A 23,794-nucleotide genomic window follows, 5' to 3' on the forward strand; every position below is an offset into this window, starting at 1 on the left:
TGCTTTTTTCACTGCCCATTGACAATGGTCTCAAACCGTCGCAAAGTAACAGTATGGATTTTTCTCTCATCATTGCCGAAAGCAAGGTGTAACAGTGCTTCGGTTCAGGAGAAATTTTTTAGCATTTTGCATCAACTCTAATCCCCTTGGAGAGCTCCGATGGACAAATATGAATGCCCCTGTGGCTACGTGTACGACCCTGAAGCCGGTGACATCGATAACGGCGTTCAGCCCGGAACCGCATTTGCCGACCTGCCCGATGAGTGGGTTTGTCCGCTGTGCGGAGCAGAAAAAGAATACTTTGAAAAAGTATAACCCCTGAAAACAAAGGCCGCCTTCAAACGAAGAGCGGCCTTCTTTTTTACAGTGTTGCACAGCTAGGCACTGGGCAAACACCGCGCCAGAAATATTCGAAAAAAACAGTTACTCGCTGCCCATACCATCCAATGAATGTAGATAAGAACGTACGCGACTTACACCTTCAACCTTACGTGCGGCAGCCACAGCAGCCGAGGCAACACTGTTGGACGCGACAGTTCCCATCAGAACAACATCCTTGCGCACGGTATCGATTACAATCTCGGAAAGATCAATCCCGTCTACCGTAGAAAGAGCATCCATAACTCTTCCGGCAAGGGAGTTGTCATGCACATCAGCAGTGTCTCCGGCAGGCGGAAACACATAGCTTGCCACACCTTTTATGCCGGATGCCTTGCGGGCGGCACGAACAACCTGAGTGAAGGCGGCTTCATCAGCTTCTCCCAGAATGAATGCGGTATTTTCCCACGCATATACGGTCAGCCCCGCAGCGGAGTCTCCCATAGCTTCAATTGTCGCACGGATTTCTTCTTCCGCTGCCTGATTACGCTCATATAGCGGAACATCTTTCGTCTCCGGTTCATCCCCGGAAAACGGCATGCCCATACACCCGGGCAAAACCATTACAGAAGCCAGCAACAGAGCGGAGACAGCAAAGCGGCGTAACAGAGAAAATGACTTCATACGACTATTCATCCTTCTTCAAGCTGATATTTGGTTCAAGCTGATATTTGAAGCAAAACAGACCGGGCTGGCAACACGGCAGAGCCAGGTCGGTTTACGAAGAGGTCTTACGATTTCCAGTGACACAGGTGTTACCATGAGCCGGACAGGGTGTCACCCTTGGATAACCACACCCGCAGGGTGCAAGCAGCACATACCTGAAATGAAGTGCAGGGCATATTGTACACCAAAGCCCGCCGCCCGCGTTCCTTCCCCACGCTGTAGTGAATCAGCAGACATGCCGGCTTGACCGTACTGTACCGGCCTAGCTACCATGCCGGCATAATCAGACACACAACCCGCAGAGGATATTTCATGACCAGAAACCCGAAGAATATATTGCGAACGCTGCTTGACGCAGCCTTGCTGGCAGTAGCGCCGGATAAAGCCGTATACAGACATGTAACCCTTTCCGGAAGCATCCTGCGCATTGATGGCGCTGAATACAACCTTGAACACTATGACAGGATTCTGGTGGTAGGTGCAGGTAAAGGAGCAGCCCCGATGGCGGCTGCACTGGAAAACCTGCTGGGTGACCGCATTTCGCAAGGGGCCATTTGTGTAAAGTATGATCACACGACCCCGCTCAAGCATGTCACGCTGTATGAAGCTGCGCATCCGGTTCCTGACGCAGCAGGGGAACATGCCGCAAGGCAGATTCTGGCACTGGCGCAGTCCGCAACAGAGCGCGATCTGGTTCTGTGCGTGCTGACAGGCGGGGCTAGCGCACTGACTCCGGCCCTTGCCGACAACATTCCCCTGACGGACTGGCAACAGGCGACAGGTCACCTGCTGGCGTGCGGGGCCGGTATTCACGAGATCAACGCAATCCGCAAACACGTTTCCATCTTCGGCGGCGGCAAGCTGGCCCGTGCAGCCTATCCCGCCCCTCTTGTGGCACTGATTATTTCTGATGTTGTAGGGGACGATCTGGACGTCATTGCCTCCGGCCCCACTTCGCCGGATACATCCACGTATGCTCGCTGCCTTGAAATTCTAGACACCTACGGCATCCGCAGCAGCATTCCCGCCAGCATCACAACCCGACTGGAAGCAGGTGCCCGTGGTGAAATTGAAGAAACACCCAAGCCCGGCGACAGCATCTTTGACAATGTAAAAAATGTGCTGGTTGCCAACAATACGCAGGCACTTGAAGCCGCCGCGGCAGAAGCCGTAAAGCACGGCTACAGCCCCCGCATTCTTACCAGCACAATGACCGGAGAAGCCCGCGAAAAGGCTATGGAACTGGTGCAGGAAGCCCGCACCCTGTGCGCAAAGGGAGAAACTATTTCCGGCCCTGTATGCCTGCTGGCAGGCGGCGAGACCACGGTTACCATCACCGGCGACGGACTTGGCGGGCGCAATCAGGAAATGGCTCTTGCCGGAGCCATGCACCTGCAGAACTGCAGCCATATAACCATGTTGTGTGCAGGAACCGACGGAAGCGACGGCCCCACGGACGCAGCAGGCGGTTTTGCCTGCGCGGCAACGTTAAGTACCGCCAGCAGTTGCGGGCTGGATGCAGAAGAATGCCTGCGGCAAAACAATTCGTACGTTTTTCTGGAAAAAACAGGAAACCTGCTGAAAACAGGTCCTACACTGACCAATGTGATGGACATGGCGCTTCTGCTTGTGGACTGCCCGGAAGATGTCGACTAACAGCACGGAGAACGCCCTACATACAGCATGGCATTGTGAAGTGAGGCCACATGGCCGGTTCAGTATTTCTAAGCCGACAAGCGTACGGCATGGCTTTGCACACAAAAAAACGCCCCGCTAATGCGGGGCGTTTTCTACTACCCGAGCTAAAAAAGCTTATTTTACAGCTTCTTTCAGAGCCTTGCCGGGGGTGAACTTCACCACTTTGCTAGCGGGGATGTCCATCTCTTCGCCGGTGCGGGGGTTGCGACCCTTACGGGCAGCGCGCTCAGCAACCTTGAAAGAGCCGAAACCGGTGAAGGTTACGGAATCACCGGCGCCAAGGGCTTCGGTAATTACAGCGATGGTTGCATCAAGAGCAGACTCAGCCTGAGTTTTAGAATTCAGGCCAGCCTTGGCAGCAATTTTCTGAACCAATTCAGCTTTGGTCATTTCTCATCTCCAATATATGACGTTGGATTAAGGCGTACGCTATGCGTCGCCTAAAAGGCAATCTAAGAGGTAGACCTTCTTTCAGACCATCAGCCTCTTGTCAACCGCAAACTCGCAACAGAAGCGGATTTTGACTTTTTTTGCTCAAAAAGCAAAAAATCGTCCTACCAGTTGGACATGGCTTCTGTGTCGTGTATAGAGGCTAAAAGCGCAAGAGGTTGCCATGGAAGTACGCGTTGTTAAGATGGGGGAGTTCTCTGTTGCGGGTATCCGCACATACGGCCCCTATGATACGTCCGCTCCCGAAGCATGGACTATGCTGGCCCCCTGGCTTGACAGGACTGCAAAGGATTCCTTTGAAGTCATATACTGGGGCATCATGCACGACGACCTGTATATGACGCCCGCTCACAGCATCCGCTATGAGGCTGCGGTTTCTATTCCTGCAGATTTCCGGCATGATGATACGGTATTTGTCCGTACCATACCTTCCTGCGAATATGCGGTGGCAGAATACACCGGCCCCTACCACGAGGTACAGGGCATCTGGCTGAGGTTGCTATGGGACTGGTTGCCCCTGAGTGGCAGGTGTCCGGCCACTCAGCCCTTCATGGAACAATACATAGGCAGTCCGGCCAACACGTCGTCCGCACTGATGACCACGAGGCTCTACCTGCCTCTTGCGCCGTTGTAAGACACTTTTTCAGGAGATTACAAAAGATGCGTTTGCTTCGTATGCCTTTACTGCTCTGCCTGCTTGCTGCCGCCATGCTTATTTCTGCATGCGGCCCGACAGAGCATGTCCGCCTGCGGTATACTTCTCAGGCTCCTATCGTTGCCCCTGCACCTGATGCAGCCAAAGTCATCGTTGTCCGCTTTGACGATGCCCGCGCGAAGACATCCGTGGGTAAACGCAAGGATGGCACACCCTTCACTCCCCTTTCGGGCATGGCACACTGGGTGTCAGATGCGCTGTATCAGGAGCTTGCACGTCGTCCTGTTTTTGCCAGCTACGTTACAGATAAAAATTCTGCCGAAGGCAAAGGCTATGTGGTGACAGGCACCCTGCATAAAGTGTGGCTGGAAGAAGAAAGCACCATTGACTACCGGACAAATATTGAACTGGCAGTTACAATGACTTCTCCCGATGGTGAGACCGTGTTTTCGGAAACGCTGCGTGGCGCACTGACCAAGCGGGTTGTTCCTACAGAAAATGCCACTCAGGAACTTATGACCGAAGCCCTGCGTGACATTGTGGTTCCCCTTGCAGACAAAATTGCCGCAAGCGCGCGTAAATAAGGTTCTGACTGCCCATGAGACGTTTTCTGCCGGGCATATTGCCCACACTGATAAGCTACTCGCTTTTTTTTGCAATATGTCCGGCAGCTGCACAGCCGCAAAGCACTCCCGCGTCGATCTTTACCCATACGGTTGTCCAGCCATACGGTGGCGATGTCAGTGACGAAGCGGCTTACGAGGCTGCTGTCGTTCTGGCACGTCATGCGTTGGTCGACATGCTTTCAGGATGGCTGGCAAACCATTCCGCCCTTTCGCTGGCTTTTGCTGAAACACCGCCCCGCGCCGTTGCCGATGCACTGATTGATGCCAAAGTAACAGGCACTGAGTTCCTCACTGATGCAAGCAGCGAAGCCGTAGCCGTAACGGTTACGGCCTCTTTTTTCCCCTCGCAGACAGTACAGAAAGCCAAAGAGTTGCTTTTACATAACGACCTTCTGTCACTCCATCGCTATGCCCTGCAACACGAACAGAACCTGCTGGACCACTTTGTAAGCCTGACCGGACAACGGAAAACCCCGTATGAAGAAACTCCGAAAGGCAGCGCTGAATACAGCCGCCTGGTGAATGCTCTTCGCAGCATGCAGGCATACCGCGAAGTTCTGCCGCTGTTACAAACCAACGGTATCTGGCAGGTGCCGGAAACTGTGACGGAACGGATGCGGGCTGCTATCGATCTGGACCAGCGTAACCCGCTGGCATGGAATGCACTGGGTGAAGCACACTATCAGCTGGAGCGAACCATAGATGCCGCCGGCGAGCAGGACACCGCAATCAGGCTTAATCCGGAATTTGCCCGTGCATGGCATGCACGCGGTACAGCTTACCTAAAATTGAGCCTTGCGGAACTGGCTCTGGAGGACTTCACCCGTGCCCTTGTGCTGGAGCCGGAAGAAGCTTCATACTGGCAAGCACGAGGCTCTGCCTATCTTGTGCTGAATAAATTCGACGCAATGTGTCGCGACTATGCCAAAGCCTGCTCCTTAGGAAATTGTGACAGCCTGCACTGGGCGCGCAGTCGCGGACATTGTCCCGACCAATAGTTGCTCAAAAAAGTGCGCAGCTACCGACAACTTATTGTACTCATCCTGCTTTCGGAGCTGCTGCGGCTTTCTGCCCACCTGCTGCTCTGTGTCCATGCTGTCTCGTGTTTGCCTGCCTTGATTTTCTGTTCAGTTTCGGGCGCAGTCTGCCCTTATATCCACTCTCCCCCATCCTCAACACGCCTGCTCTTTTCCGGATCCCCGCCAAGAAACATTGTCCCTGAGCCTTCTTAATAACAAGCCATTCTGCCGATAGCCTGTACACATCAGCCCTGTTGTTTCTGTAATATTCCGCGCACAATCCGTCAGAAATTTTATAAAAAAGCTGCTGGCCGTGTCCCAAGGGGTGCAGGGACACGGCCAGCTATGCAAGGGAGGAGGATGAAGTCGGTGCCATGCACCGCTTGTCCGCGGCTTGCTGCCTAAGCCACGAACCGCTGCGTCGTCGGGAAACGCAACACTTTTCTATCTAGTACAGAATACGCGGGTGTGACACTCCTGCCATTATTTTCTGAACGCGGACTTCACAGCTTGAAGCAACAGCCTTGGTTGCACATCTGCACTTTTGCTTCCTTCCGCAATGGTTGAACCAATGTACTGCCTCACAAAGCAATTCATCGCGCAATCAAACAAAATGAAACAACACTATCACCGATAGCTAACCATGCTATACTGGCTGTGGTAAATGCGGTATCTGCAAGACTAAGCAATACATTTTTATCACAAGCCCTTGCAAAGCTTTTCATTAGAAACTATCGTTTATTAACGGCATGTTACACAACACATGTAATGCAATCACAGTTTCAGGGCGTACAAAACGGCCTGCTTGTGAATATAAATTTCCACAATTTTATCCTCGGCACTTGACGTGCTCTGAGGTGGGGAGTAGTACTTCATTTACTGTTTGCACAAACAAACAGCGTGATACCTTCTTCCTTTGCGGGTGTAACACCCCGCGATGCTACTGTGTGTGCCGTGTGGCGCCGGGGCGGGTGTGCCGCCCCGGCAACGCGCAAACAGCAATTTGATGTACATCCCGATCTGTCCACACATTTCGGGTTCCATAAAAAAAAGACATATACGCTCCGTATATCTGCATGCCGAGGAACTTCCGCCCTTGGCATGCACTTTTTTTATCACTGCCTTACTTCCCCATATTTTTTACCCGCAACAGTGACTCCCGCAGGCGGATTTTGTCCAGCCGGCTCCGCCGGACTACAGCGACTCCACTACATCAAACGGTTCTTCTCCCCGATCCGGATAACAACGCGATACCAGGCCAACGAACCGCACCCCGCCTGTTGCAGCGCTTCAGAAAGCCCTCTCTCTTGCCCTTGCGCCGGATATGGCGCACACTGGAAACAGGAGACGTCACCATGTACACGCCTGATGAGCTTGAAAAATATGCCGATGTCATGCTGTGGGGCCTGCGTCGCGGCAAAAAAAGCCCGCTTGCTAAAAGCAGCTTTATTCTTGTGCGCTTTCATCTGCCCGCTCTGCCGTTGGCAGAAGAACTATGCGCCCGCATCCATGATCAAGGCATGATTCCCATTGCACGCATGCTGCCCACGCCACGCATGGAACATGACATATACACGAAGGCGAACCGCAAACGCCTGACAACAATTCTGCCGGGCGAGCGCGACCTGTATAATCACCTGCACGGGGTCATTTCCTTGCTTGCGCCGGAATCCATGTCCCATCTGGCAGATGTAGACCCTGAAAATCTGGCAATCTACCAACAGGCCCGTCAGCCGCTTCAGTCCATCGCGCGTATCCGCGAAGACATGGGTGCCTTCGGCTGGACATTATGCATATACCCCACGCAGGCGCAGGCGGATGCAGCCGGTCTAACGCTTGATGAGTATGCACAGGAAATCAAAAAGGCCTGCCTTCTGACAGAAGGCTCCCCCGTTCACGAATGGCGCATGCTGGTTAAACATGCAGAAGAAATCCGTAGCTGGCTGAACAGCATGGATATAGTCAGCCTGAGGGTTGAGTCAGAAAACATCGACCTTCTTGTCGGTATGGGAGAACGCAGAAACTGGGCAGGCATTACCGGCCGTAATATTCCCAGTTTCGAAATGTACGTCTCGCCGGACTGCCGCGCCACGGAAGGAGTGTACTACGCAGACCTTCCTTCATATCGGTCCGGCAACGTTGTCGAGGGTATCCGTCTGGAGTTTACAAGCGGCAGGGCAACAAAGCTTACGGCGCACAAAGGCGAACGCTTTGCCACTGAGCAGCTTAACTCGGATCAGGGAGCAGCTTTGCTGGGTGAATTTGCGCTGGTAGACAAGCGTTTTTCACGAATTAACAAATTTATGGCCAATACACTGTTTGACGAAAACCACGGGGGCAGGCACGGTTCCATGCATATTGCCCTTGGTCAATCCTACGCAAACACGTTTGACGGTCCGCCGGAAGACCTGACTCCGGAAATGAAACGTCAGCTGGGCCTTAACACCTCTACCCTGCATTGGGACCTTGTTAACACCGAGCCCAAACACGTTACCGCACTACTGCGCCACGGTGAAAAGCGCACAATTTATCAGAACGGTCAGTTTACTCTGTAACCCCCCCGCAGGTACCCTCAGCCCATCGCGATAACTGCATAAAAACAAGACGTTCAGGAAAGATACCAACTCATATGGAACACATACTTATCAAGGTGTACGGCAACCTGCGGCCCGTAACGGCATCGTTTGCAGAACAGCTACAGGCCGAACAGCCGGAAAAAGAAGATGGAACAGAAGCGCTGGAACTTGACGGCGACATGCTGCTTTTCTCATTTGAAGGCATGTATTACCCCATTGACGAAGTCGTCGATATCGTCAAAGCAGGCCTGACCGCCGCCATGGAAGGGAAGATTGATTATATTGATATGGATGAATGGACACTGACCCGCTACACCATATCAAAAGGAACCATAACACACGCAACGCGCAGCCTGAACCATGTCATGGCCTATTCTGGCCACTGATGCCGCAGCCATGCGCCCCGTGCGGGCAGGGCGCGCCGCCACATGCTTACACAGGCAACAGGCAGCCCGGGCACCACGTAAAATAAACCAAAGCCCGTATGAAAACATACGGGCTTTTATCTGAACATACGTTCGTTCAGCAAACACGTTCTTTCTGTTTCCAACACAGTTAAATAGCAGCCTCTACAACCTCGGCAAGCTGGTCACGATTCAGATTCAGGCGAGACTGAAACTGAACCCCGCAGGAGTGCGCATCAATCCAGACAACCTGTGCTTTGAACGGATAAGCGTCAGTAAATTCGGTAAAAGGCCACTCGTCAATTGTAACGTCTCTGCCCTGAACAAGCCATTCCGGCGCAGTCATCCCCGGTGACAGACGCATTCTGGCCCCGCCGATGCTGATATCCCCCAGCATACAGGTTATGGATTCTTCGCCATGTTGCAACAGTACAAAAACAGGAGTGTCCAAAGGCATACGCTCCTCCTGTCTGCGATCAGCCTTTTCCAAGACTCTGTTCTCGATCTGGTTACCCATATATCAGGCTCCTATCTGCAAGAGGCATCTTCTACCGTGCCTAAAAATTCAAGAAACTTTGCCGCCATATCCAATTGCGGGTTCAGAACCAATGCCCGCTCAAGATAGTTACGAGCCTCGCAAAGTTGCTCAGTCTCAAAGTATACCCGAGCCAGATTAAAAAGGACATGATCATCTTCACGTAATGCAAGAACTTTATGATGATACCCGACAGCACGTTCATATTGTCTTTTCTTACGGCATGATATGGCCTGTCTGGTTATAAATTTCAGATACTCGTTTACCAGCGACTCTCCGCAACATAGCGCTGTCAACAAAGCATGCAACCGCTCATCGCTCAGTATCTCTCCGGTCCGAAAAAATGCCGCTGCGCTCACCTCGGCATCTTCCTCCGTCTCTTCTTCTACACAGGACGTTTTTTTGCCGATTACGGCAAGCAACCCGCAGGCCAGCTGCCATTCCGCATCGCTGAGAGTTTCCGCAGGCCGGACGGACTGGCTGTCCCCCTTGTCCCGAATATACATTTTGCTTTGTAGTGATGAGGCCACACGCTTCAGCCGCTCAAAAACCTCGCCAATCTCCGGCCGGTAAGCTTCTGCCAGCTCTTCCGGTTCAAGGTCGTGCACAAAGCCAGACGGCATTCCTCCGGCTGTCAACGGCTGTCCGGCCATTGTTCCGTCTTCTCTGAACATAACTAAGAGGTATACCGGCTCTGTATCCATAAGGACACCTTCGCCTTCGTGCTCTGTTGCCAGATCAACTGCATATACCCCAAGTACGCTTGCACCCATAATCCCCCCATAGCCTCTCTGCAGGTCTCAGCCTGCAACACTCTGTTGTTGTGTCAAAAACCCTCAGAGCTTTCAAGTCAATGAATCATCCCCTGAAAACATTCCGGATGATTACAGCAAATAGTTGGCGCGAGGATAAAAATCGGGCATATTTGTTCATAGGTTCTGCAATCTAACAGTAACGGGAATGAGATGACAGTGAAGAACATGCCCAAAGAAGCCGAAGTAGCCTGCACCAAAGGACACTTTATTCATGTCCGGCAGCGCGTTGAGGCAAAAATGCAGGATTATGAAAGGTACAGCTTCAGCTCACGCCAAACCCGCGCCTTCAATGTCTTTTTTGACCTTGCTCAGGAATTCGACTCTCTGGAAGAGGTTTACACGCTGGCAGTGCTGATTCTTAAATCCTTTTTCGGCGTTGATTCCGCCCTGTTCATTGCCACTGCTTCCGGTGAGCTGGAGTTGAGTTGCTGTTCTTCCGGCCCTGTATGCACCATCGAAACACACGATATAGCGTCTATGGCGCCACTGGACGGGCCAAAGGTAATTCGTGAGCACCTGTGCCTGCCCGTACGCGGCAAGCTGGCTGTCGCCTCCGGCCTTTCGTCACCGCTTGCCGGAGACAGGCTGGGCGTTCTGGTAATTATGCCTGTTAACGGCAAAGCGCCGGAACAACATCTTTATTTTGAAAAATTTGCAAACAGGCTCGGATTTCAGCTGCACAACAAGCTTTTGTTTATGAAAAACAGTGAGCATATCCGATTCATCAACTCACTGGTGCACGATATAGGGCATAACGTCATTGTTCCCAACATGTACTTCAAGCTGCTCTTTCGCCAACTGGACGGAAAAATTCAGGCCCTGTCCGAAGCGCTGGAAGAAATCAGCAATCAGCGAATGCCGAACTCTGAATTTGCAGATGCCTTCCGAAAGCTGACATATGTACACGACAGGCTGGATGAACAATACAAAGAGATCTTCCGCCACTTCCAGCAAACCAGCCTTTTTCTGGAAACACTGCTCAGGCAAAGCCACTTCGAAAAAGGGCATTATGTACTGCAGCGCACGCTGTTCGACCTGCACTCCCGTATTGTTTCTCCGCAGCTTGAAAGATTCAGGGTCCGCTTTGAAGAAAAAGACATCGACATCCACGAAAGCCCTCTCCTTTCTGAAACTCCGCTGCTGGTACCGGCAGACATGGGATTGATCAGTCAGGTTCTGGCGAATCTGCTTTCCAATGCAGTCAAATACGCCCGCGCACCTGTGCCCCAGAAGGGGCAGACAGAACAAACCGGCACCAAAAACAGTCGTTTTGTGCGTTGCACTGTCCGCAGGCTTGAAAACTATTTCGGTCAAGGACAAGACGGTGCCAGAGTGGATGTGTTTACTTCCGGACCCACCATAAAAGACGAAGATATACCAAACCTGTTTGCTGCGGATTTTCGCGGCAGCAATACAGAGCATGAGTACGGCACCGGTCACGGTCTTTTCTTCGTGCGTGAAATAATGGAACTGCACAAAGGAGAAGCCGGTTACGAAGCGTGGCCTGAAGGCAACAATTTTTATTTTGTCCTGCCCTGCGACCCTACCGGCTAATTTTTACAACACTGTCGAAACCAATTCTCAAAAAACCGCAAAACTTACAGCGGGCCTTGCTTCCTGCCTTTCAAACTGTAAAAACATCCCCGCAAAAGCAACTACAGAAGCCACAGCAGTCTGGTTTTGCTCAACTTCTGGAAATACTATTTTTGCATTAAAAGCACTAACAAATTTGTAATCCTCCCTCTCGTGCCTTGCTCACACGCCCTGTTTCTGCTACTCGCTTTGAGCGGGGGACATCCCCCCGAGTCTTTCCGAGAAGCAGCCAGAGGCTTCTTCCATCCAATACAGGGAGTTTTTCGTGATCCGGTTTGAACATGTGCACAAGTGGTTCGATAGCGGCCTGCATGTGCTCAAGGACATCAACCTGCATATCAACAAAGGTGAAGTGGTTGTCATTTGCGGTCCTTCCGGCTCCGGCAAATCAACCCTTATCCGATGCATCAACAAGCTGGAGCCTGTACAGAAGGGTGACATAATTGTTGACGGCATGAACATGAGCGATCCCAGAGTCAACCTGACTCTGCTTCGGGCCGAAGTGGGCTTTGTTTTCCAGCAGTTCAACCTGTATCCCCACATGACGGTGCTGGACAACGTCACGTTGGCCCCCCAGATGGTGCGCGGAATTTCCAAGGCAGAAGCAGAACGCACTGCCATGGAACTGCTGGAAAAAGTGAACATTCCGGACAAAGCGAATGCTTATCCGGGCCAGCTTTCCGGTGGGCAGCAGCAGCGTGTCGCCATTGCCCGTGGCTTGGCCATGAAGCCTAAAATCATGCTTTTTGACGAGCCTACGTCCGCTCTTGACCCTGAAATGATCAATGAAGTCCTGGACGTAATGAAAACGCTGGCACGGGAAGGCATGACCATGGTGTGCGTAACGCACGAAATGGGCTTTGCGCGCGAAGTTGCTGACCGCGTCATATTTATGGATTACGGGGTACTTGTTGAAGAAAACACTCCTGAAGAGTTCTTCAACAATCCTCAGCACGAGCGCTCCAAAGAATTTTTGAGCAAAATTCTGGCGCACTAATACTATGTGATAGAACCCGTCTGCGCTGGTGCGACGGGTTTTTTGTATCATCTAGTCCGGCTAGGGCAATGCCCGATGCCGCATAGGCAATCCAAACAGGGAGTTACTCAACATGCGTATGGCGAGAATTGTCGCTCTGGCAGTGGCTATGACCATGTTTGTCGCATCTGCGGCCTTTGCCGGCCCCGTGTACGACAAGATCATGCAGGACAAAAAGGTTCGCATCGGTATCATGACCGATTCGATTCCCGGTGCATTTTACAATGACAAAGGCGAGTGGGTAGGCTTTGACTACGATGTCGCCACCGAAGTGGCCAAGCGTATGGGTGTGGAAATCGAACGCGTGGCCGTGAACAACCAGACTCGTATTTCTTTCCTGCAGCAGGGCCGCATTGACGTGTCCGTTGCCAACATGACTCATACCCGTGAGCGCGATAAGTCCATCGACTTCTCTATCACTTACTTCTTTGACGGCCAGAAAGTTCTTGCCAAAAAAGACAAGTTCAATTCTCTCAAAGACATGGTCGGCAAAAAGATTGCCACCATGCAGGGAACCACTTCCGAACTGAACCTGAAAGCAGCCCTGAAGGCTCTCGGCGATCCTGACTATGACAAGAACGTCATTTCCTATCAGAAGGAATCCCAGTGCTTCCAGGCTCTGCAGTCCGGCCGCGTAGCGGGCTGGTCCACCGACGCCACCATTCTGCTTGGTTATGCATCCAAGACCCCCGGTGCTTACGAGCTGGTAGGCGACTTCCTGAGCGACGAACCCTACGGCATGGGTCTGCCCGAAAACGATTCCGCCCTGCGTGATGCTGTTAACGCAGCCATTCAGGACATGTGGCGTGACGGTGCCTACATGGCCATTTACAACAAATGGTATGGTCCCGGCACTCCCTTCGAAATGCCCATGAGCGACCAGATTGAACTGTGGCCCTAATCTAGCGGCTGCTTTTCTGTCGATATGAACTGCGCAAGCCCGGTCCGTCCGGGCTTGCGCACCTTTCAAGCCTGTCAACAGGAAGGGGGTGCGCCCCGTTCCCCAACGTTCCGGCGACATCATGCTACGATACTGGCTCGATAAAAACTGGGTTCAATACACACTGCTGTTCACCACTCTGGTATTCGGCATCTATTATACCGGCTGGGTTTTCGATTTCGGATACCAGTTTGAATGGTCGGTTCTCTTTACGGAAAACGAGACCTACAAGGTGCACCTTGGTGCAGAGATGCTCAACGGCCTTGTAGTTACGATTAAAATTTCTCTTATCAGTTCCGCTCTGGCACTGGCTCTTGGCACAGCCTTGGGTCTGGCGCGCCTCTCCGCGTTCAAACCCTTGCAGATTTCCGCTTCCGCGGTGGTGGAATTTTTCCGTAACACTCCGCTTCTGGTACAGCTGTTCTTCTGGTATTTCGCTTTTCCGAACATGCTGCCGGAGGCCGCCCGCGAATGGATGTTCGAACAGAATTTTGAATTCTGGTGCGCGGTGTGCGCGCTGGGTGTGTACACCGGTTCCTTCATGGCGGAAGTCATCCGTGCGGGCCTGCAGTCCATCCCCAAGGGATTGCTTGAGGCGGCCTATTCTTCCGGACTGAACTACTTTCAGGTTCTCACACGCATCATTCTGCCTCTGGCGTTCCGTACTATCATCCCGCCGCTTGGCAGCGAGTTTCTGAACAACATGAAGAACTCGTCACTTGCCATGGTCATCGGCGTGGCAGAGCTCACCTGGCAGTCCCAGCAGGTGCAGTCACTGACATTCCGCGGATTTGAAGCAACAACAGCAGCCACTGTGCTCTACCTGTCGCTATCCATTATCATTTCGTTCATTATGAACGGCGTAAACGGCAAGCTGCGGCTTGATACCATGTATGGCAGAAGCTGGGCGGTCATGTTCATTGACACCATCCTGCTGCCCTTCAGCCTCCTGCGCCGCTTTGTATCCCGTCCGGTAAGTTATGCACTGAATGCCCGCCGCGCCGGTAAAAAAGGCACCAGTCTTGCTCCGCGGGTCAGCGCATGGCGACCGATACTGCTTAAAGCAAAAAGCGTTATGGTGCTGACCTGTAAAGGAACCTATCTGGCACTTCTTGCAGGGCTTTTTTATGCCTGTGCAATGGGGCTGATGAGCTTTGACTGGAATGTCATTACCGACAATTTCATGTCGCTGCTGATATGGCGTTTCCCCGACGGCTCAGAGAATGAAATCTTTATGGGGCTGGGCGGCCTTGCAGCGTCTCTGCTTATGGCGACCATCGCCATTTCCGTCAGCTTTTTCATCGGGCTGGTTGTCGGTCTGGGGCGCTGTGCAAAAAACAAAATATTCAGAATCCCCTGCCTTATTTACATCGAAGTCATCCGAGGAAACCCGCTTATTATTGTTATTTTCTGGATATACTTCTTTTTGCCTGTCGTGTTTGGTGCCTATTTTGACGTATTCTGGTCGGCCACCATAGCACTTACGGTGTTTACGGGTGCCTACCTTGCAGAAATCGTCCGCGCCGGAGTGCAGAACGTACCCGCAGGTCAGGTTGAGGCCGCGTATTCCACCGGTCTTTCGTACTTTCAGACTATGCGAAAAATCGTACTGCCTCAGGCACTCAAGCAGATGATTCCTGCTATTGTCGGCCAGTTCATCGCTATTTTCAAAGACACCTCGCTGGCATTCGTCATTGGCGTTCTGGAGCTTACTTTTGTTGCCCAGGGCCTTGATAACCGCCTGATGGTGCACCCCTTTGAAATCTGGACTACAGTCGCCATGTTGTACTTCGTCTGCTGTTATGCCATGTCGCTTTATGCGGCACGGCTGGAACGCAAACTGAGCCCTGAAAAAGTCAACCTTGTGATGTAAGCAGGCTGCGCCGGCCTGTTACAACGGCAGTATTGGTAAAAAAACAAAGGCACTCTGCATAAGCGGAGTGCCTTTATGATTAAGTAGATACAACCAGCCGGTTACTTTTTAATCTGAGGCAGCAGGCCAGCCATAGCAGATTTACCCTCTGCAAGATTATTAATGATACGCAGCTGAGCAGACAGCATCTTGCGCAAATCATAACTTTTAAGCACCGTATCACGGGCTGCGGCCCGCAGCGCGTCTGCCTCCCGCCCTGACGCCAACGCTTCGCAGACATTCTTTGCTAACTGTACAGGAGAGAAAAAGTCTGTAAGCAGACCGTTTCTTCCGTTCTGTATCACTTCCTGCACCGGTGCCGTGTCAGAACAAACCATCAACGCGCCGCAGCTCATGGCTTCCAGCATCGACCACGAAAGAACAAAAGGCCGCGTGAGGTAGATATGAGCATCAGACGCCTGCAATACACGACGGTAGGAGACGTATGGCAATGCTCCGGTAAAATGAACACGACGCTCCACCGGTTCGCCGCCTGACATAAGCGGAGAAATGTGCTCAAGCATCACCTGCTTCCAGCTGCGGCCATCTTCAGGTGGACGCCCGTAACAGACTCTGTCCTCGCCCACCATCAGCACATGCACGTCTGGATCAGAATCCAGAATCGCCGGCAATGCCTCCATCACCTGCGGAAATCCGCGATACGGTTCCATACCCCGCCCTACCCACGTTACAAGGCGGGTTCGGGGCGTATAATCTATTCCAAGCTCCTGTGCCAATCCGGCGGCAACTTCCTTCCGGTCTGCGGCAGGAGCAAAATATCCGGTATCAATTCCATCATGCACCACACACATTTTGCTGCGGGCCATGGCAGGAAACTGGCGGGCCTGCCACAAAGTCGGGGCATATCCCCAGTCACATTCCGCAATATCATTCAAAATCGTCGCATTGCGCGTGCGCAGGGTCATGCGCATAATATCAGACACAGGTTCCGCAGGGTCAAATCCCACATCCGCCCCTGACGTGTTATAATACCATTCAAAAAATGCCAGCAGGCGGGATTCCGGAAACACATCGCGTAAAAAGTACGAACTGCCCCAGCCGGAATGCGCCACAATGACATCCGGCACAAATCCCTGTTTACGTAACGTGTTACAGGCACTATACACTGCGGCTCCCGCTCTGCCACGGGCATCGAAATGGGAAACAAGAGGATGTATGGAAGAAGGCGTATCATCCTGTAGCGGAGAATAAACCGCTTTTTTCACACCCGGTATCGTCCATTCTTTACGGGGCGTCGAAGTAAGGAAGATCACCTGATGCGACGGGTCTTTCGCCTTGCCCAATGCAGCGGCAATATGCCGGAACTGTGCAGGAAAGTTAGGATGCACAAACAGAATTTTCATACGCAGAACTCACTTTTTCATCCCTGATGATCCGCAAGAATCCCCCCTCGAACACAGGACCCTGCCTGCCGCATTTATTGGCGGCGCATTTCGTCTTTTGTAAATGTTACAAAAAAAATGCCCGCGGGATAACCCCGCGGGCACATGATTTTTTTAACACAAAGCTACAACTCAACAGTCACCGCTGCAGAAACGCGCTTTGCTTTTGCCACAGCGTCTTCGATGGATTCTCCAAGCGCCAGCCCCACGCCCATACGCCTGCGACCTCGCACTTCCGGCTTTCCAAAAAGAAGCAGAGAGGTATCAGGTTCAGCAAGAGCATTCTCAAGGTTTCCAAAGCAGGCTTTATCAGAATCACCTTCCACCAACACAACACTGGAAGCAGCAGGGCCGTGTTGCCTGATAGCCGGAACGGGCAGCCCGAGAATAGCACGAACATGCAAAGCAAATTCCGAAAGGTTCTGCGAAGCAATGGTCACAAGGCCGGTATCGTGCGGACGGGGAGAAACTTCGCTGAACCATACATTATCGCCGTTAATGAACAGCTCGACACCAAAAATTCCGTACCCTCCCAATGCTTCTGTCACTGCCTGTGCCATACGCTGCGATTCTGCCAGAGCTTTTTCGCTCATGGGCTGGGGCTGCCATGACTGGCGGTAGTCGCCGTCTTCCTGATAGTGCCCGATGGGCGCACAGAATGAGGTTCCGCCCACATGACGTACAGTAAGCAAGGTGATTTCATAATCAAAGTCAACAAAAGCCTCTACGATAACCTTGCCGCCACCGGCCCTGCCGCCGGATTGGGCGTATTCCCACGCACCGGCGATGTCAGCCTCGGTACGCACTACGCTTTGGCCTTTGCCGGAAGAACTCATGACCGGCTTCACCACGCAGGGCATACCCAGTTCTGCAACAGCCTGCCGGTATTCTTCTTCCGTCCGCGCAAAACGGTAAGGAGACGTCTGCAATCCCAGCTCTTCAGCTGCCAGCCTGCGGATGCCTTCACGGTTCATAGTCAGTCTGGCTGCACGTGCAGTGGGTACCACTGTCAGTTCATCGCTTTCCAGTTCTTCAAGCACGTGCGTTGCAATGGCTTCGATTTCGGGCACAATCAAGTCCGGCTTCTCCTGCGCAATAAGAGTGCGCAATGCATCACCGTCCAGCATGGAAAGGACATGCGCACTGTGCGCCACCTGCATTGCCGGTGCATTTGCATAGCGGTCTACCGCCACCACTTCCGCGCCCAGCCTCATGGCTTCGATGGCAACTTCTTTGCCCAGTTCACCGGAACCGAGCAGCATAATTTTTTTTCGCACAGGGCTTAACGGTGTGCCGATAACAGTCATTGCTTTGCTCCTACGAGTCATGAAGAGTTCAATGTCAGGCAACTCAAAAACAGGCTTCAACCAAATGTGTTGCGCTCATTTGTCATACTCCACACTGCAAAGCAAGAGTCTAAAACCTTGCTTCTTGCACTCCACATCGCTATTTTATATAATTCAGCACGATAACGGGAGCACAACGCTCAGGGGGATCCGCCATCAGTTCCTTTTCATTGCATCCGCACTACAGGGCACCGTTGCCCCTTGCGCTGCTGGCTCTTTTCCTTGTGGTAATTCAGCCAGTTTCAGCTATTGCGGAAGAGGAATTGACCATTACCATTGTTGACGACCAACCGGAGCGTACTCCCCGTAACATTTCCTTTCAGCATGGCGTCCGCGTTGCGGTAGCCGTCTTCAACTCCGCAGGCGGGCTTTTCGGGCAGCCTGTCCGGACCCGTTTTACTTCTGTCGGCACAACTCCGCTTGAAGCCCGACACGCGGCACGGCAGCTTGCCGCACAAAAAACACTCGGCATTATCGGCCCTCCTGCCAGCACACAGGCGCTTGCCATGGCAGAAGTTCTTGAACGGGCAAATATTGTTACCATCACTCCCACTGCAACGCATCCTGATATCACCCGCAACAGGCGGTATATGTTCCGCACCTGTAACGATGACACCGCAAGCAGCAGAGCAGTGGCGCAGCATGTCACAAAAAATCTCGGCTTCAAGCGCATAGTAGTAGTCACCAACATCAGCAACGACTACAGCATCTCCATGTCTGAGGGCTTTGTGGAAGGAGTCATCCACAATGGCGGTCAGATCATCTGGCGGGGACAATACCTTGATCGTCAGCATGACTTCACAGTCATTATCGAGCAGCTCAAGCGCCTTGAGCCGGACTGTATATTCCTGCCCGACTTTATGAGGCAGAGCGGTCTTTTTATGCAGCAGGCCCGCGCAATGGGAGTTCAGGCCCAGTTCATCGGGGCCGACGCCTGGAACTTGAACCTGCCAAGGCACGCAGGATCCGCAGCAGAAGGCGCTCAGTATTTTGCCTTGTGGCTGCCGGAAATTGCCACTTCGGCAACAGGGCACAACACATCCGCCCCCACTTGTCGCAAGCTGCCGCGCAAACTGAGAAGACTTTGCAAATCATCTTCTGATGCCGCGCAGTCCGCAGCCAGCCTGCAATTAGGCAGACCACTGACCAGCGGCTATGAGGCTCTGGGATTTGATGCGGCAATGGTTCTGCTGGTTGCAGCCGCCCATGCCGGATCTTATCAGGCAAAGGATATCCGTGATACGCTTGAAAAGCTTATATGGCACGGTATGACAGGGACATTGCATTTCTCCGATAACGGCACGCCCCCTCCGCGCCCTGTGCATATTCTGCAGATGCAAAACGGGGTTCAGAGCCACACACAGACTATTCAGCCTGAACGCGAGCCGTCATGAACCGATACTCACTTAACCGCCGCCTGAACATTGCACTGATTGCCTTCGCCATCATTGCCTGTTCTATCTATACGCTTCTTGTAACCAGCTTTCTGAACTACCATAATGAAAACGTTATTTCGCGCACGGAGCGGATGCTCAGCTCCCTGATCCTTCAGCGCGAAGACGACCTTGCAAATCAGATTTTTGCAAACCATACCAGGGCCTTGCGCAGCACTGCTGCAGACCTGCAGGAAACGGACGGTGTTTATTCCGTCACCATATACAATCAGGACGGCATTGCGCTCATCCATACCCGTCCGGGCCTGCCCGCCCCTCTTTCTACGGATGAAAGGCTAGCTCTTAAAGGGAGCGAAGTTGTTTCAAGCGGAGAAGTTGACGGCACTCCTCTGTTATTTCTCACATCTGCTCTAACGGTCATCGGCGAGCTGCAGGGCTTTGTTACCATAACCTACGATCTGAGCCCCTTGCACCGTGAAAGCTATATTCTTATGGGGCTGTTCGCAGGACTGCTTGCGGCAACCGTGCTTGCAGCAGCAGTCATATGCAATCATATTTTCAAACGACACCTGCGCACGCCTCTTGCTAACCTGCGTGACGTAATGAACCGAGCCAGAGCCGGTGAGCTGCATCACCGTGCGGCGGCAGAAAGTACAGATGAGCTGGGGCAGCTGGTTGAGGCATTTAACGCCATGGCCGCAAGCCTGCAGCGCAACGAATCGTCACTGCGCCATGCACAGACCATCTACAAAGACATTTTTGAAAATGCAGTAGAAGGCATCTTCCAGATTTCCAGTCGTGGCTTTCTTATCAACGCCAATCCGGCGCTGGCCCGCCTGCTTGGATACAATTCCGCCATGGAGCTGCTTGCTGAGCGCGGCACAAGACCTCTGGATTATTTGGTAAACCAGAAAGACCTCCTACGCCTTACAGCATTACTGCGTTATAAAGGCGAAGTGAGCGACTTTGAAACCCGACTGTTTGACAAACGCGGCGGGATTCTCTGGGTTTCCGTGTCTGCCCGAACAATAGAAGAGCCCGGTACCAAAGAAAGCAGCACCCCGCGTTACGAAGGCTCAATAAAAGATATCACGGAACATCGCCGTCTGCGTGAACTGGAACAGACGCGTGCGGCCATGATTGAGGCGGACAAAGCGAAAAGCGAATTTCTGGCACATATGAGCCATGAAATCCGTACTCCCATGAATTCGATTCTGGGGATGGCAGAGCAAATGCAGCGCACCCCGCTGACTCCTGAGCAGAAAGAATGCATGAACATTTTGCAAAGCTCAGGGGAATCGCTGCTCAGGCTCATCAACGATATCCTTGACCTGACCAGAGTGGAAGGAGGCCAGCTGAAACTGGATAAAGCTCCATTCAATCTGCACAACGTTGTCTACCATGTGCGGGATATGCTGGCTGTTCAGGCCCGTAACAAAAACCTGCTGTTTGCCGCAACCATCGCTCCCGGCGTACGCATCAATCATATGGGAGATGCACAACGCTTGCAGCAGGTTCTGGTCAACCTTGCGGGCAATGCCATCAAGTTCACTCACTCCGGCGAAGTCCTGCTGCATGTGGCACCAGCGCCAGATGCAAACCACGATGGGAATCTTCTCTTTACGGTAAAAGACACAGGAATCGGCGTTGATACGGCAGCTCAGGCAAGACTTTTTCAAAAATTTTCGCAGGCTTCTACCGGAATACACAGCAAATACGGCGGATCAGGACTTGGCCTTGCTATTTCAAAACACCTTGTAGAACTTATGGGCGGTACTATACAGCTTGAAAGTGAACTTGGTGTAGGCACAACGGTCAGCTTCAGCGCCAGCTTCGCGCAACTACCGGCAGAATTTGAGTCTCTGGAGCAGCAACCCGCAACTACACCATCTGAGTCGCCCCGGTTGCAGGATATCACCATTCTGCTGGCGGAAGACACCCCCGGAAACCGTGCTGTTGTCAGGATGATGCTGCGTGATGTGCAATGCACGCTGGTAGAAGCGGAAGACGGCCGTCAGGCTTTGGAACGATTTGCTGAACAACCGTTCGACATTGTGCTGATGGACATCAACATGCCCAACATGGACGGGATGGAGGCCACACAGGCCATAAGGCTGCGGGAAAGGGAAACCGGAGGCCACACTCCTGTGGTTGCGCTCACTGCCAATGCATTCCAGCAGGATATCCAAAAGTACAGACAGGCGGGCTGCGATGGCTATCTGGTAAAACCGGTCACCCGTAAAGCCTTACTTGAAACCCTGCACAAGTACACCGCAGGCAGCGATGCAAAAACACCTAACGCTTAAGCCTGCAATACAATGCCTCGGCATGGGTAAAATCGGGGTTCAGCATCAAGGCGCGTTCAAGGTATGCCAGTGCGTTCCGTCTGTCATCCAGTCCCAGAAATGCACGGGCGATATTATAACACAGATTTTCGTCATCAGGCGAAAGCTCCTCAGCCTGAAAATAGGCACTCAGAGCATTTTCAAAATCTCCAGATTTTCTCAGGCGTACTCCCAACGTATTATACGGATTCGGAGCATCAGGATTAAGACGAAGAATCTCGACAAATAGTTCTTTAACTTGCTGATGGTTATCCTGCTGCGCATAAATATCTGCGGCAGCCTGCAAGTGCCTTTGATAACCAGCCATATCACCGGAAGCCTTGTATACTTCTGCAAGCCCTTTATGAGCTTCGGCATACTGCCTGTTTAAAGCCAGCGCTTTGTTAAAGGCCTCAATTGCTGCTCCGAAATTGCCCACCAGCAACTGTCGTGTACCGTCATTAAAGCTTTGCTTTGCCAGATCATCTTCCGAAACAAGCTCTGCATATTCGCTGATCGCTTCGGCATAATTACCCTGCTCCAGCATTTTTCTGGCGTTTTCAAAGCTGCGCTGCACAGACTGCGGCAAACGGGCTGAAGCCAATGCGGCATCAAGGTGCTTTTCTATGGTGGCAATGGAGTACGGGCGCAGTACGTATCCGGAACATCCCGCAGCAATGGCATGCAGCACGGAATCACGGCTATTCTGCAAGGAAACCATCACACAGGGTACATACGCTTCTGCGCCTTCCTGCCGCATGCGGCGCAAAAGTTCCAGCCCAGAAGAATCTTCAAGGATATCATCGATCAATACCAGATCTGGGCCGCAGTGGTGCTGAAAGGGACGGAGTGCTTCTGAAACAGAGGAGGCAACCTGCGTCTTTGTAATGGACAGCTGCTTCAGCACAGACTTATCCACAGTGACATGTCTGTCATTGGCTGAAGCAATCAGCACAGACTCATATCCGCTACGACAATACAGCATGTTATCCCCCCTTTGACTGGCTGCAACGCTATAGCAAACACAAAAAAACAAAGCAATGCAGCAGATTACCACTCCTATACTTTTACAAAGCACCACTGAGAGGAGGAAACTCCGGGAGAATAGATCATCTCCGCCTCTTTAATATATATTCCGCCAAGGCCCGGGCGCTTCCACGTTTTCAACCATCTGGTCAGCTGTTTTTCCGACTTAACGGAAGGAGTATGAAAGTGTTGTGCAGGGCGTACATGCGGCAGCTCAGACTCCAGCGAAGCAGCAAGATCAGTAAGCAGGTTAACCTGTCTCCACAGGGATAATTCAGGTGAGGCAAGATCAATAATGCGGAAGTGGCAGGGGCTGTCTTTCACTTTTACCAGAATACCGTCCATACCGGCTTGCACACCGGTTTCCCGCAACACTTCATCGGCAATCAGACGCAGCTGTGGCTTCAGGTGTTCTGCTTCGGGAAGAATGACCCCTTCTGCGCTAAAGCACTCATCCGTGTCATAATCCCAGAGCATACGCACACCCATATAAACCGGACAATGAAATGTTCCGCCCAGACTGCCGCCATGCGAAGCCATAAAATCTGCCAGTTCAATCCCCGTTGTCATCGGGCGTAATGTGCTTGCTGCCATTGTCGATATATTCATAATTTCCCCTGAGTAGTTACCGATAGTATTCCCGCGAACAGTAACTGCGCAAGCCACGGTGCGCAAGCCCGATGCCTGCGGCCTGAAGGGGTGCCGGTGCGGTGTTTTCCGGCGTATCAGCCCCCGTGGTTGCGGGCACAAAAAGGTACCCCCCAGCATAGCTGGGGGTTCTTCATATGCGCCTATAAGGCTTTCTTACTAGCAGCGCCCTAGCAGGCGCACGTTCGTCTGGCATCTGCATCTCTGTTACTTGCGACCCGTAAACGGGTTTCCAGAATATGGAAGAGATAATTGATCACCAAGCTTATCATGCTCAAGTTGGTGCCTAATGTAATCTTGTATCTTTGCCTTATTTTTTCCAACTGTATCTACGTAATATCCACGGCACC

General features: G+C 52.3%; 21 protein-coding genes and 1 pseudogene. 13 read left to right on the forward strand and 9 right to left on the reverse strand.

Going from position 1 to position 23,794, the window contains the following annotated elements:
- Window positions 1-159 precede the first annotated feature (159 nt).
- The gene (locus ACK5LI_RS14995) at window positions 160-315 is read left to right on the forward strand and encodes a rubredoxin (protein ID WP_416950826.1); all 156 of its coding nucleotides are present in this window, start codon (window positions 160-162) and stop codon (window positions 313-315) included.
- A 108-nt stretch (window positions 316-423) separates the two neighbouring features.
- On the opposite strand, the gene ACK5LI_RS15000 is transcribed toward ACK5LI_RS14995, so the two are convergent.
- The gene (locus ACK5LI_RS15000) at window positions 424-1,002 is read right to left on the reverse strand and encodes a BON domain-containing protein (RefSeq protein WP_416950828.1); all 579 of its coding nucleotides are present in this window, start codon (window positions 1,000-1,002) and stop codon (window positions 424-426) included.
- Between the two features lie 354 nt (window positions 1,003-1,356).
- Between ACK5LI_RS15000 and ACK5LI_RS15005 the strand changes: the two genes are divergently transcribed.
- Window positions 1,357-2,700: a glycerate kinase type-2 family protein gene (locus tag ACK5LI_RS15005; RefSeq protein WP_416950830.1), complete on the forward strand. Its 1,344-nt coding sequence runs from the start codon at window positions 1,357-1,359 to the stop codon at window positions 2,698-2,700.
- A gap of 156 nt (window positions 2,701-2,856) precedes the next feature.
- Here the strand turns inward: ACK5LI_RS15005 and ACK5LI_RS15010 are convergent, their stop codons facing one another.
- A complete protein-coding gene (locus tag ACK5LI_RS15010; RefSeq protein ID WP_416950832.1) occupies window positions 2,857-3,132 on the reverse strand; it encodes an HU family DNA-binding protein in 276 nt (91 codons plus the stop codon).
- Between the two features lie 223 nt (window positions 3,133-3,355).
- Between ACK5LI_RS15010 and ACK5LI_RS15015 the strand changes: the two genes are divergently transcribed.
- From ACK5LI_RS15015 to ACK5LI_RS15035, 5 genes are all read left to right on the forward strand, one after another.
- Complete coding sequence (locus ACK5LI_RS15015; RefSeq protein ID WP_416950834.1) at window positions 3,356-3,826, forward strand: AraC family transcriptional regulator; 471 nt, start codon at window positions 3,356-3,358, stop codon at window positions 3,824-3,826.
- A 26-nt stretch (window positions 3,827-3,852) separates the two neighbouring features.
- A complete protein-coding gene (locus ACK5LI_RS15020) occupies window positions 3,853-4,431 on the forward strand; it encodes a hypothetical protein (RefSeq protein ID WP_416950836.1) in 579 nt (192 codons plus the stop codon).
- A 14-nt stretch (window positions 4,432-4,445) separates the two neighbouring features.
- Window positions 4,446-5,471 (forward strand): tetratricopeptide repeat protein, encoded by a 1,026-nt coding sequence (locus ACK5LI_RS15025; RefSeq protein ID WP_416950838.1) that lies wholly within the window; start codon window positions 4,446-4,448, stop codon window positions 5,469-5,471.
- Between the two features lie 1,376 nt (window positions 5,472-6,847).
- Window positions 6,848-8,047 carry an aminopeptidase gene (locus tag ACK5LI_RS15030; protein ID WP_416950840.1) on the forward strand — a complete coding sequence of 400 codons (1,200 nt, stop codon included), beginning with the start codon at window positions 6,848-6,850 and terminating at the stop codon, window positions 8,045-8,047.
- A gap of 74 nt (window positions 8,048-8,121) precedes the next feature.
- Window positions 8,122-8,454: a hypothetical protein gene (locus ACK5LI_RS15035; protein WP_416950842.1), complete on the forward strand. Its 333-nt coding sequence runs from the start codon at window positions 8,122-8,124 to the stop codon at window positions 8,452-8,454.
- A gap of 169 nt (window positions 8,455-8,623) precedes the next feature.
- Here the strand turns inward: ACK5LI_RS15035 and ACK5LI_RS15040 are convergent, their stop codons facing one another.
- Window positions 8,624-8,989, reverse strand: a complete 366-nt coding sequence (locus tag ACK5LI_RS15040; RefSeq protein ID WP_416950844.1) for a PilZ domain-containing protein — start codon at window positions 8,987-8,989, stop codon at window positions 8,624-8,626.
- A gap of 11 nt (window positions 8,990-9,000) precedes the next feature.
- Complete coding sequence (locus tag ACK5LI_RS15045; protein WP_416950846.1) at window positions 9,001-9,780, reverse strand: hypothetical protein; 780 nt, start codon at window positions 9,778-9,780, stop codon at window positions 9,001-9,003.
- Window positions 9,781-9,972: 192 nt separating this feature from the next.
- On the opposite strand from ACK5LI_RS15045, the gene ACK5LI_RS15050 reads away from it, so the two are divergent.
- From ACK5LI_RS15050 to ACK5LI_RS15065, 4 genes are all read left to right on the forward strand, one after another.
- Complete coding sequence (locus ACK5LI_RS15050; protein ID WP_416950848.1) at window positions 9,973-11,376, forward strand: sensor histidine kinase; 1,404 nt, start codon at window positions 9,973-9,975, stop codon at window positions 11,374-11,376.
- Between the two features lie 304 nt (window positions 11,377-11,680).
- Window positions 11,681-12,412 carry an amino acid ABC transporter ATP-binding protein gene (locus tag ACK5LI_RS15055; protein ID WP_416950850.1) on the forward strand — a complete coding sequence of 244 codons (732 nt, stop codon included), beginning with the start codon at window positions 11,681-11,683 and terminating at the stop codon, window positions 12,410-12,412.
- A 112-nt stretch (window positions 12,413-12,524) separates the two neighbouring features.
- On the forward strand, window positions 12,525-13,352 hold the full coding sequence (locus ACK5LI_RS15060; protein ID WP_416950852.1) for a transporter substrate-binding domain-containing protein: 828 nt from the start codon (window positions 12,525-12,527) through the stop codon (window positions 13,350-13,352).
- Between the two features lie 121 nt (window positions 13,353-13,473).
- Window positions 13,474-15,264 carry an amino acid ABC transporter permease gene (locus ACK5LI_RS15065; RefSeq protein WP_416950854.1) on the forward strand — a complete coding sequence of 597 codons (1,791 nt, stop codon included), beginning with the start codon at window positions 13,474-13,476 and terminating at the stop codon, window positions 15,262-15,264.
- A gap of 101 nt (window positions 15,265-15,365) precedes the next feature.
- Here the strand turns inward: ACK5LI_RS15065 and ACK5LI_RS15070 are convergent, their stop codons facing one another.
- Together ACK5LI_RS15070 and purT are read right to left on the reverse strand one after the other, a co-directional pair.
- Complete coding sequence (locus tag ACK5LI_RS15070) at window positions 15,366-16,667, reverse strand: glycosyltransferase (protein ID WP_416950856.1); 1,302 nt, start codon at window positions 16,665-16,667, stop codon at window positions 15,366-15,368.
- Between the two features lie 164 nt (window positions 16,668-16,831).
- Window positions 16,832-18,013 carry a formate-dependent phosphoribosylglycinamide formyltransferase gene (gene purT / locus ACK5LI_RS15075; RefSeq protein WP_416950858.1) on the reverse strand — a complete coding sequence of 394 codons (1,182 nt, stop codon included), beginning with the start codon at window positions 18,011-18,013 and terminating at the stop codon, window positions 16,832-16,834.
- Between the two features lie 302 nt (window positions 18,014-18,315).
- Between purT and ACK5LI_RS15080 the strand changes: the two genes are divergently transcribed.
- Together ACK5LI_RS15080 and ACK5LI_RS15085 are read left to right on the forward strand one after the other, a co-directional pair.
- Complete coding sequence (locus ACK5LI_RS15080) at window positions 18,316-19,446, forward strand: ABC transporter substrate-binding protein (protein ID WP_416950860.1); 1,131 nt, start codon at window positions 18,316-18,318, stop codon at window positions 19,444-19,446.
- Entirely contained in the window at window positions 19,443-21,752 is a 2,310-nt protein-coding gene (locus tag ACK5LI_RS15085; protein WP_416950862.1) for an ATP-binding protein, read from the forward strand. The genes ACK5LI_RS15080 and ACK5LI_RS15085 overlap by 4 nt, the downstream gene beginning before the upstream one ends.
- Here ACK5LI_RS15085 and ACK5LI_RS15090 read toward each other — a convergent pair.
- From ACK5LI_RS15090 to ACK5LI_RS15100, 3 genes and pseudogenes are all read right to left on the reverse strand, one after another.
- Complete coding sequence (locus ACK5LI_RS15090) at window positions 21,742-22,755, reverse strand: tetratricopeptide repeat protein (RefSeq protein WP_416950864.1); 1,014 nt, start codon at window positions 22,753-22,755, stop codon at window positions 21,742-21,744. The genes ACK5LI_RS15085 and ACK5LI_RS15090 overlap by 11 nt on opposite strands.
- Window positions 22,756-22,829: 74 nt before the next feature.
- Complete coding sequence (locus tag ACK5LI_RS15095) at window positions 22,830-23,405, reverse strand: hypothetical protein (protein WP_416950866.1); 576 nt, start codon at window positions 23,403-23,405, stop codon at window positions 22,830-22,832.
- 246 nt (window positions 23,406-23,651) lie between these two features.
- Window positions 23,652-23,794, reverse strand: a pseudogene (locus tag ACK5LI_RS15100) (IS200/IS605 family transposase); the annotation flags it as partial.

The organism is Oleidesulfovibrio sp., assembly GCF_047973035.1.
Classification (GTDB): domain Bacteria; phylum Desulfobacterota; class Desulfovibrionia; order Desulfovibrionales; family Desulfovibrionaceae; genus Oleidesulfovibrio.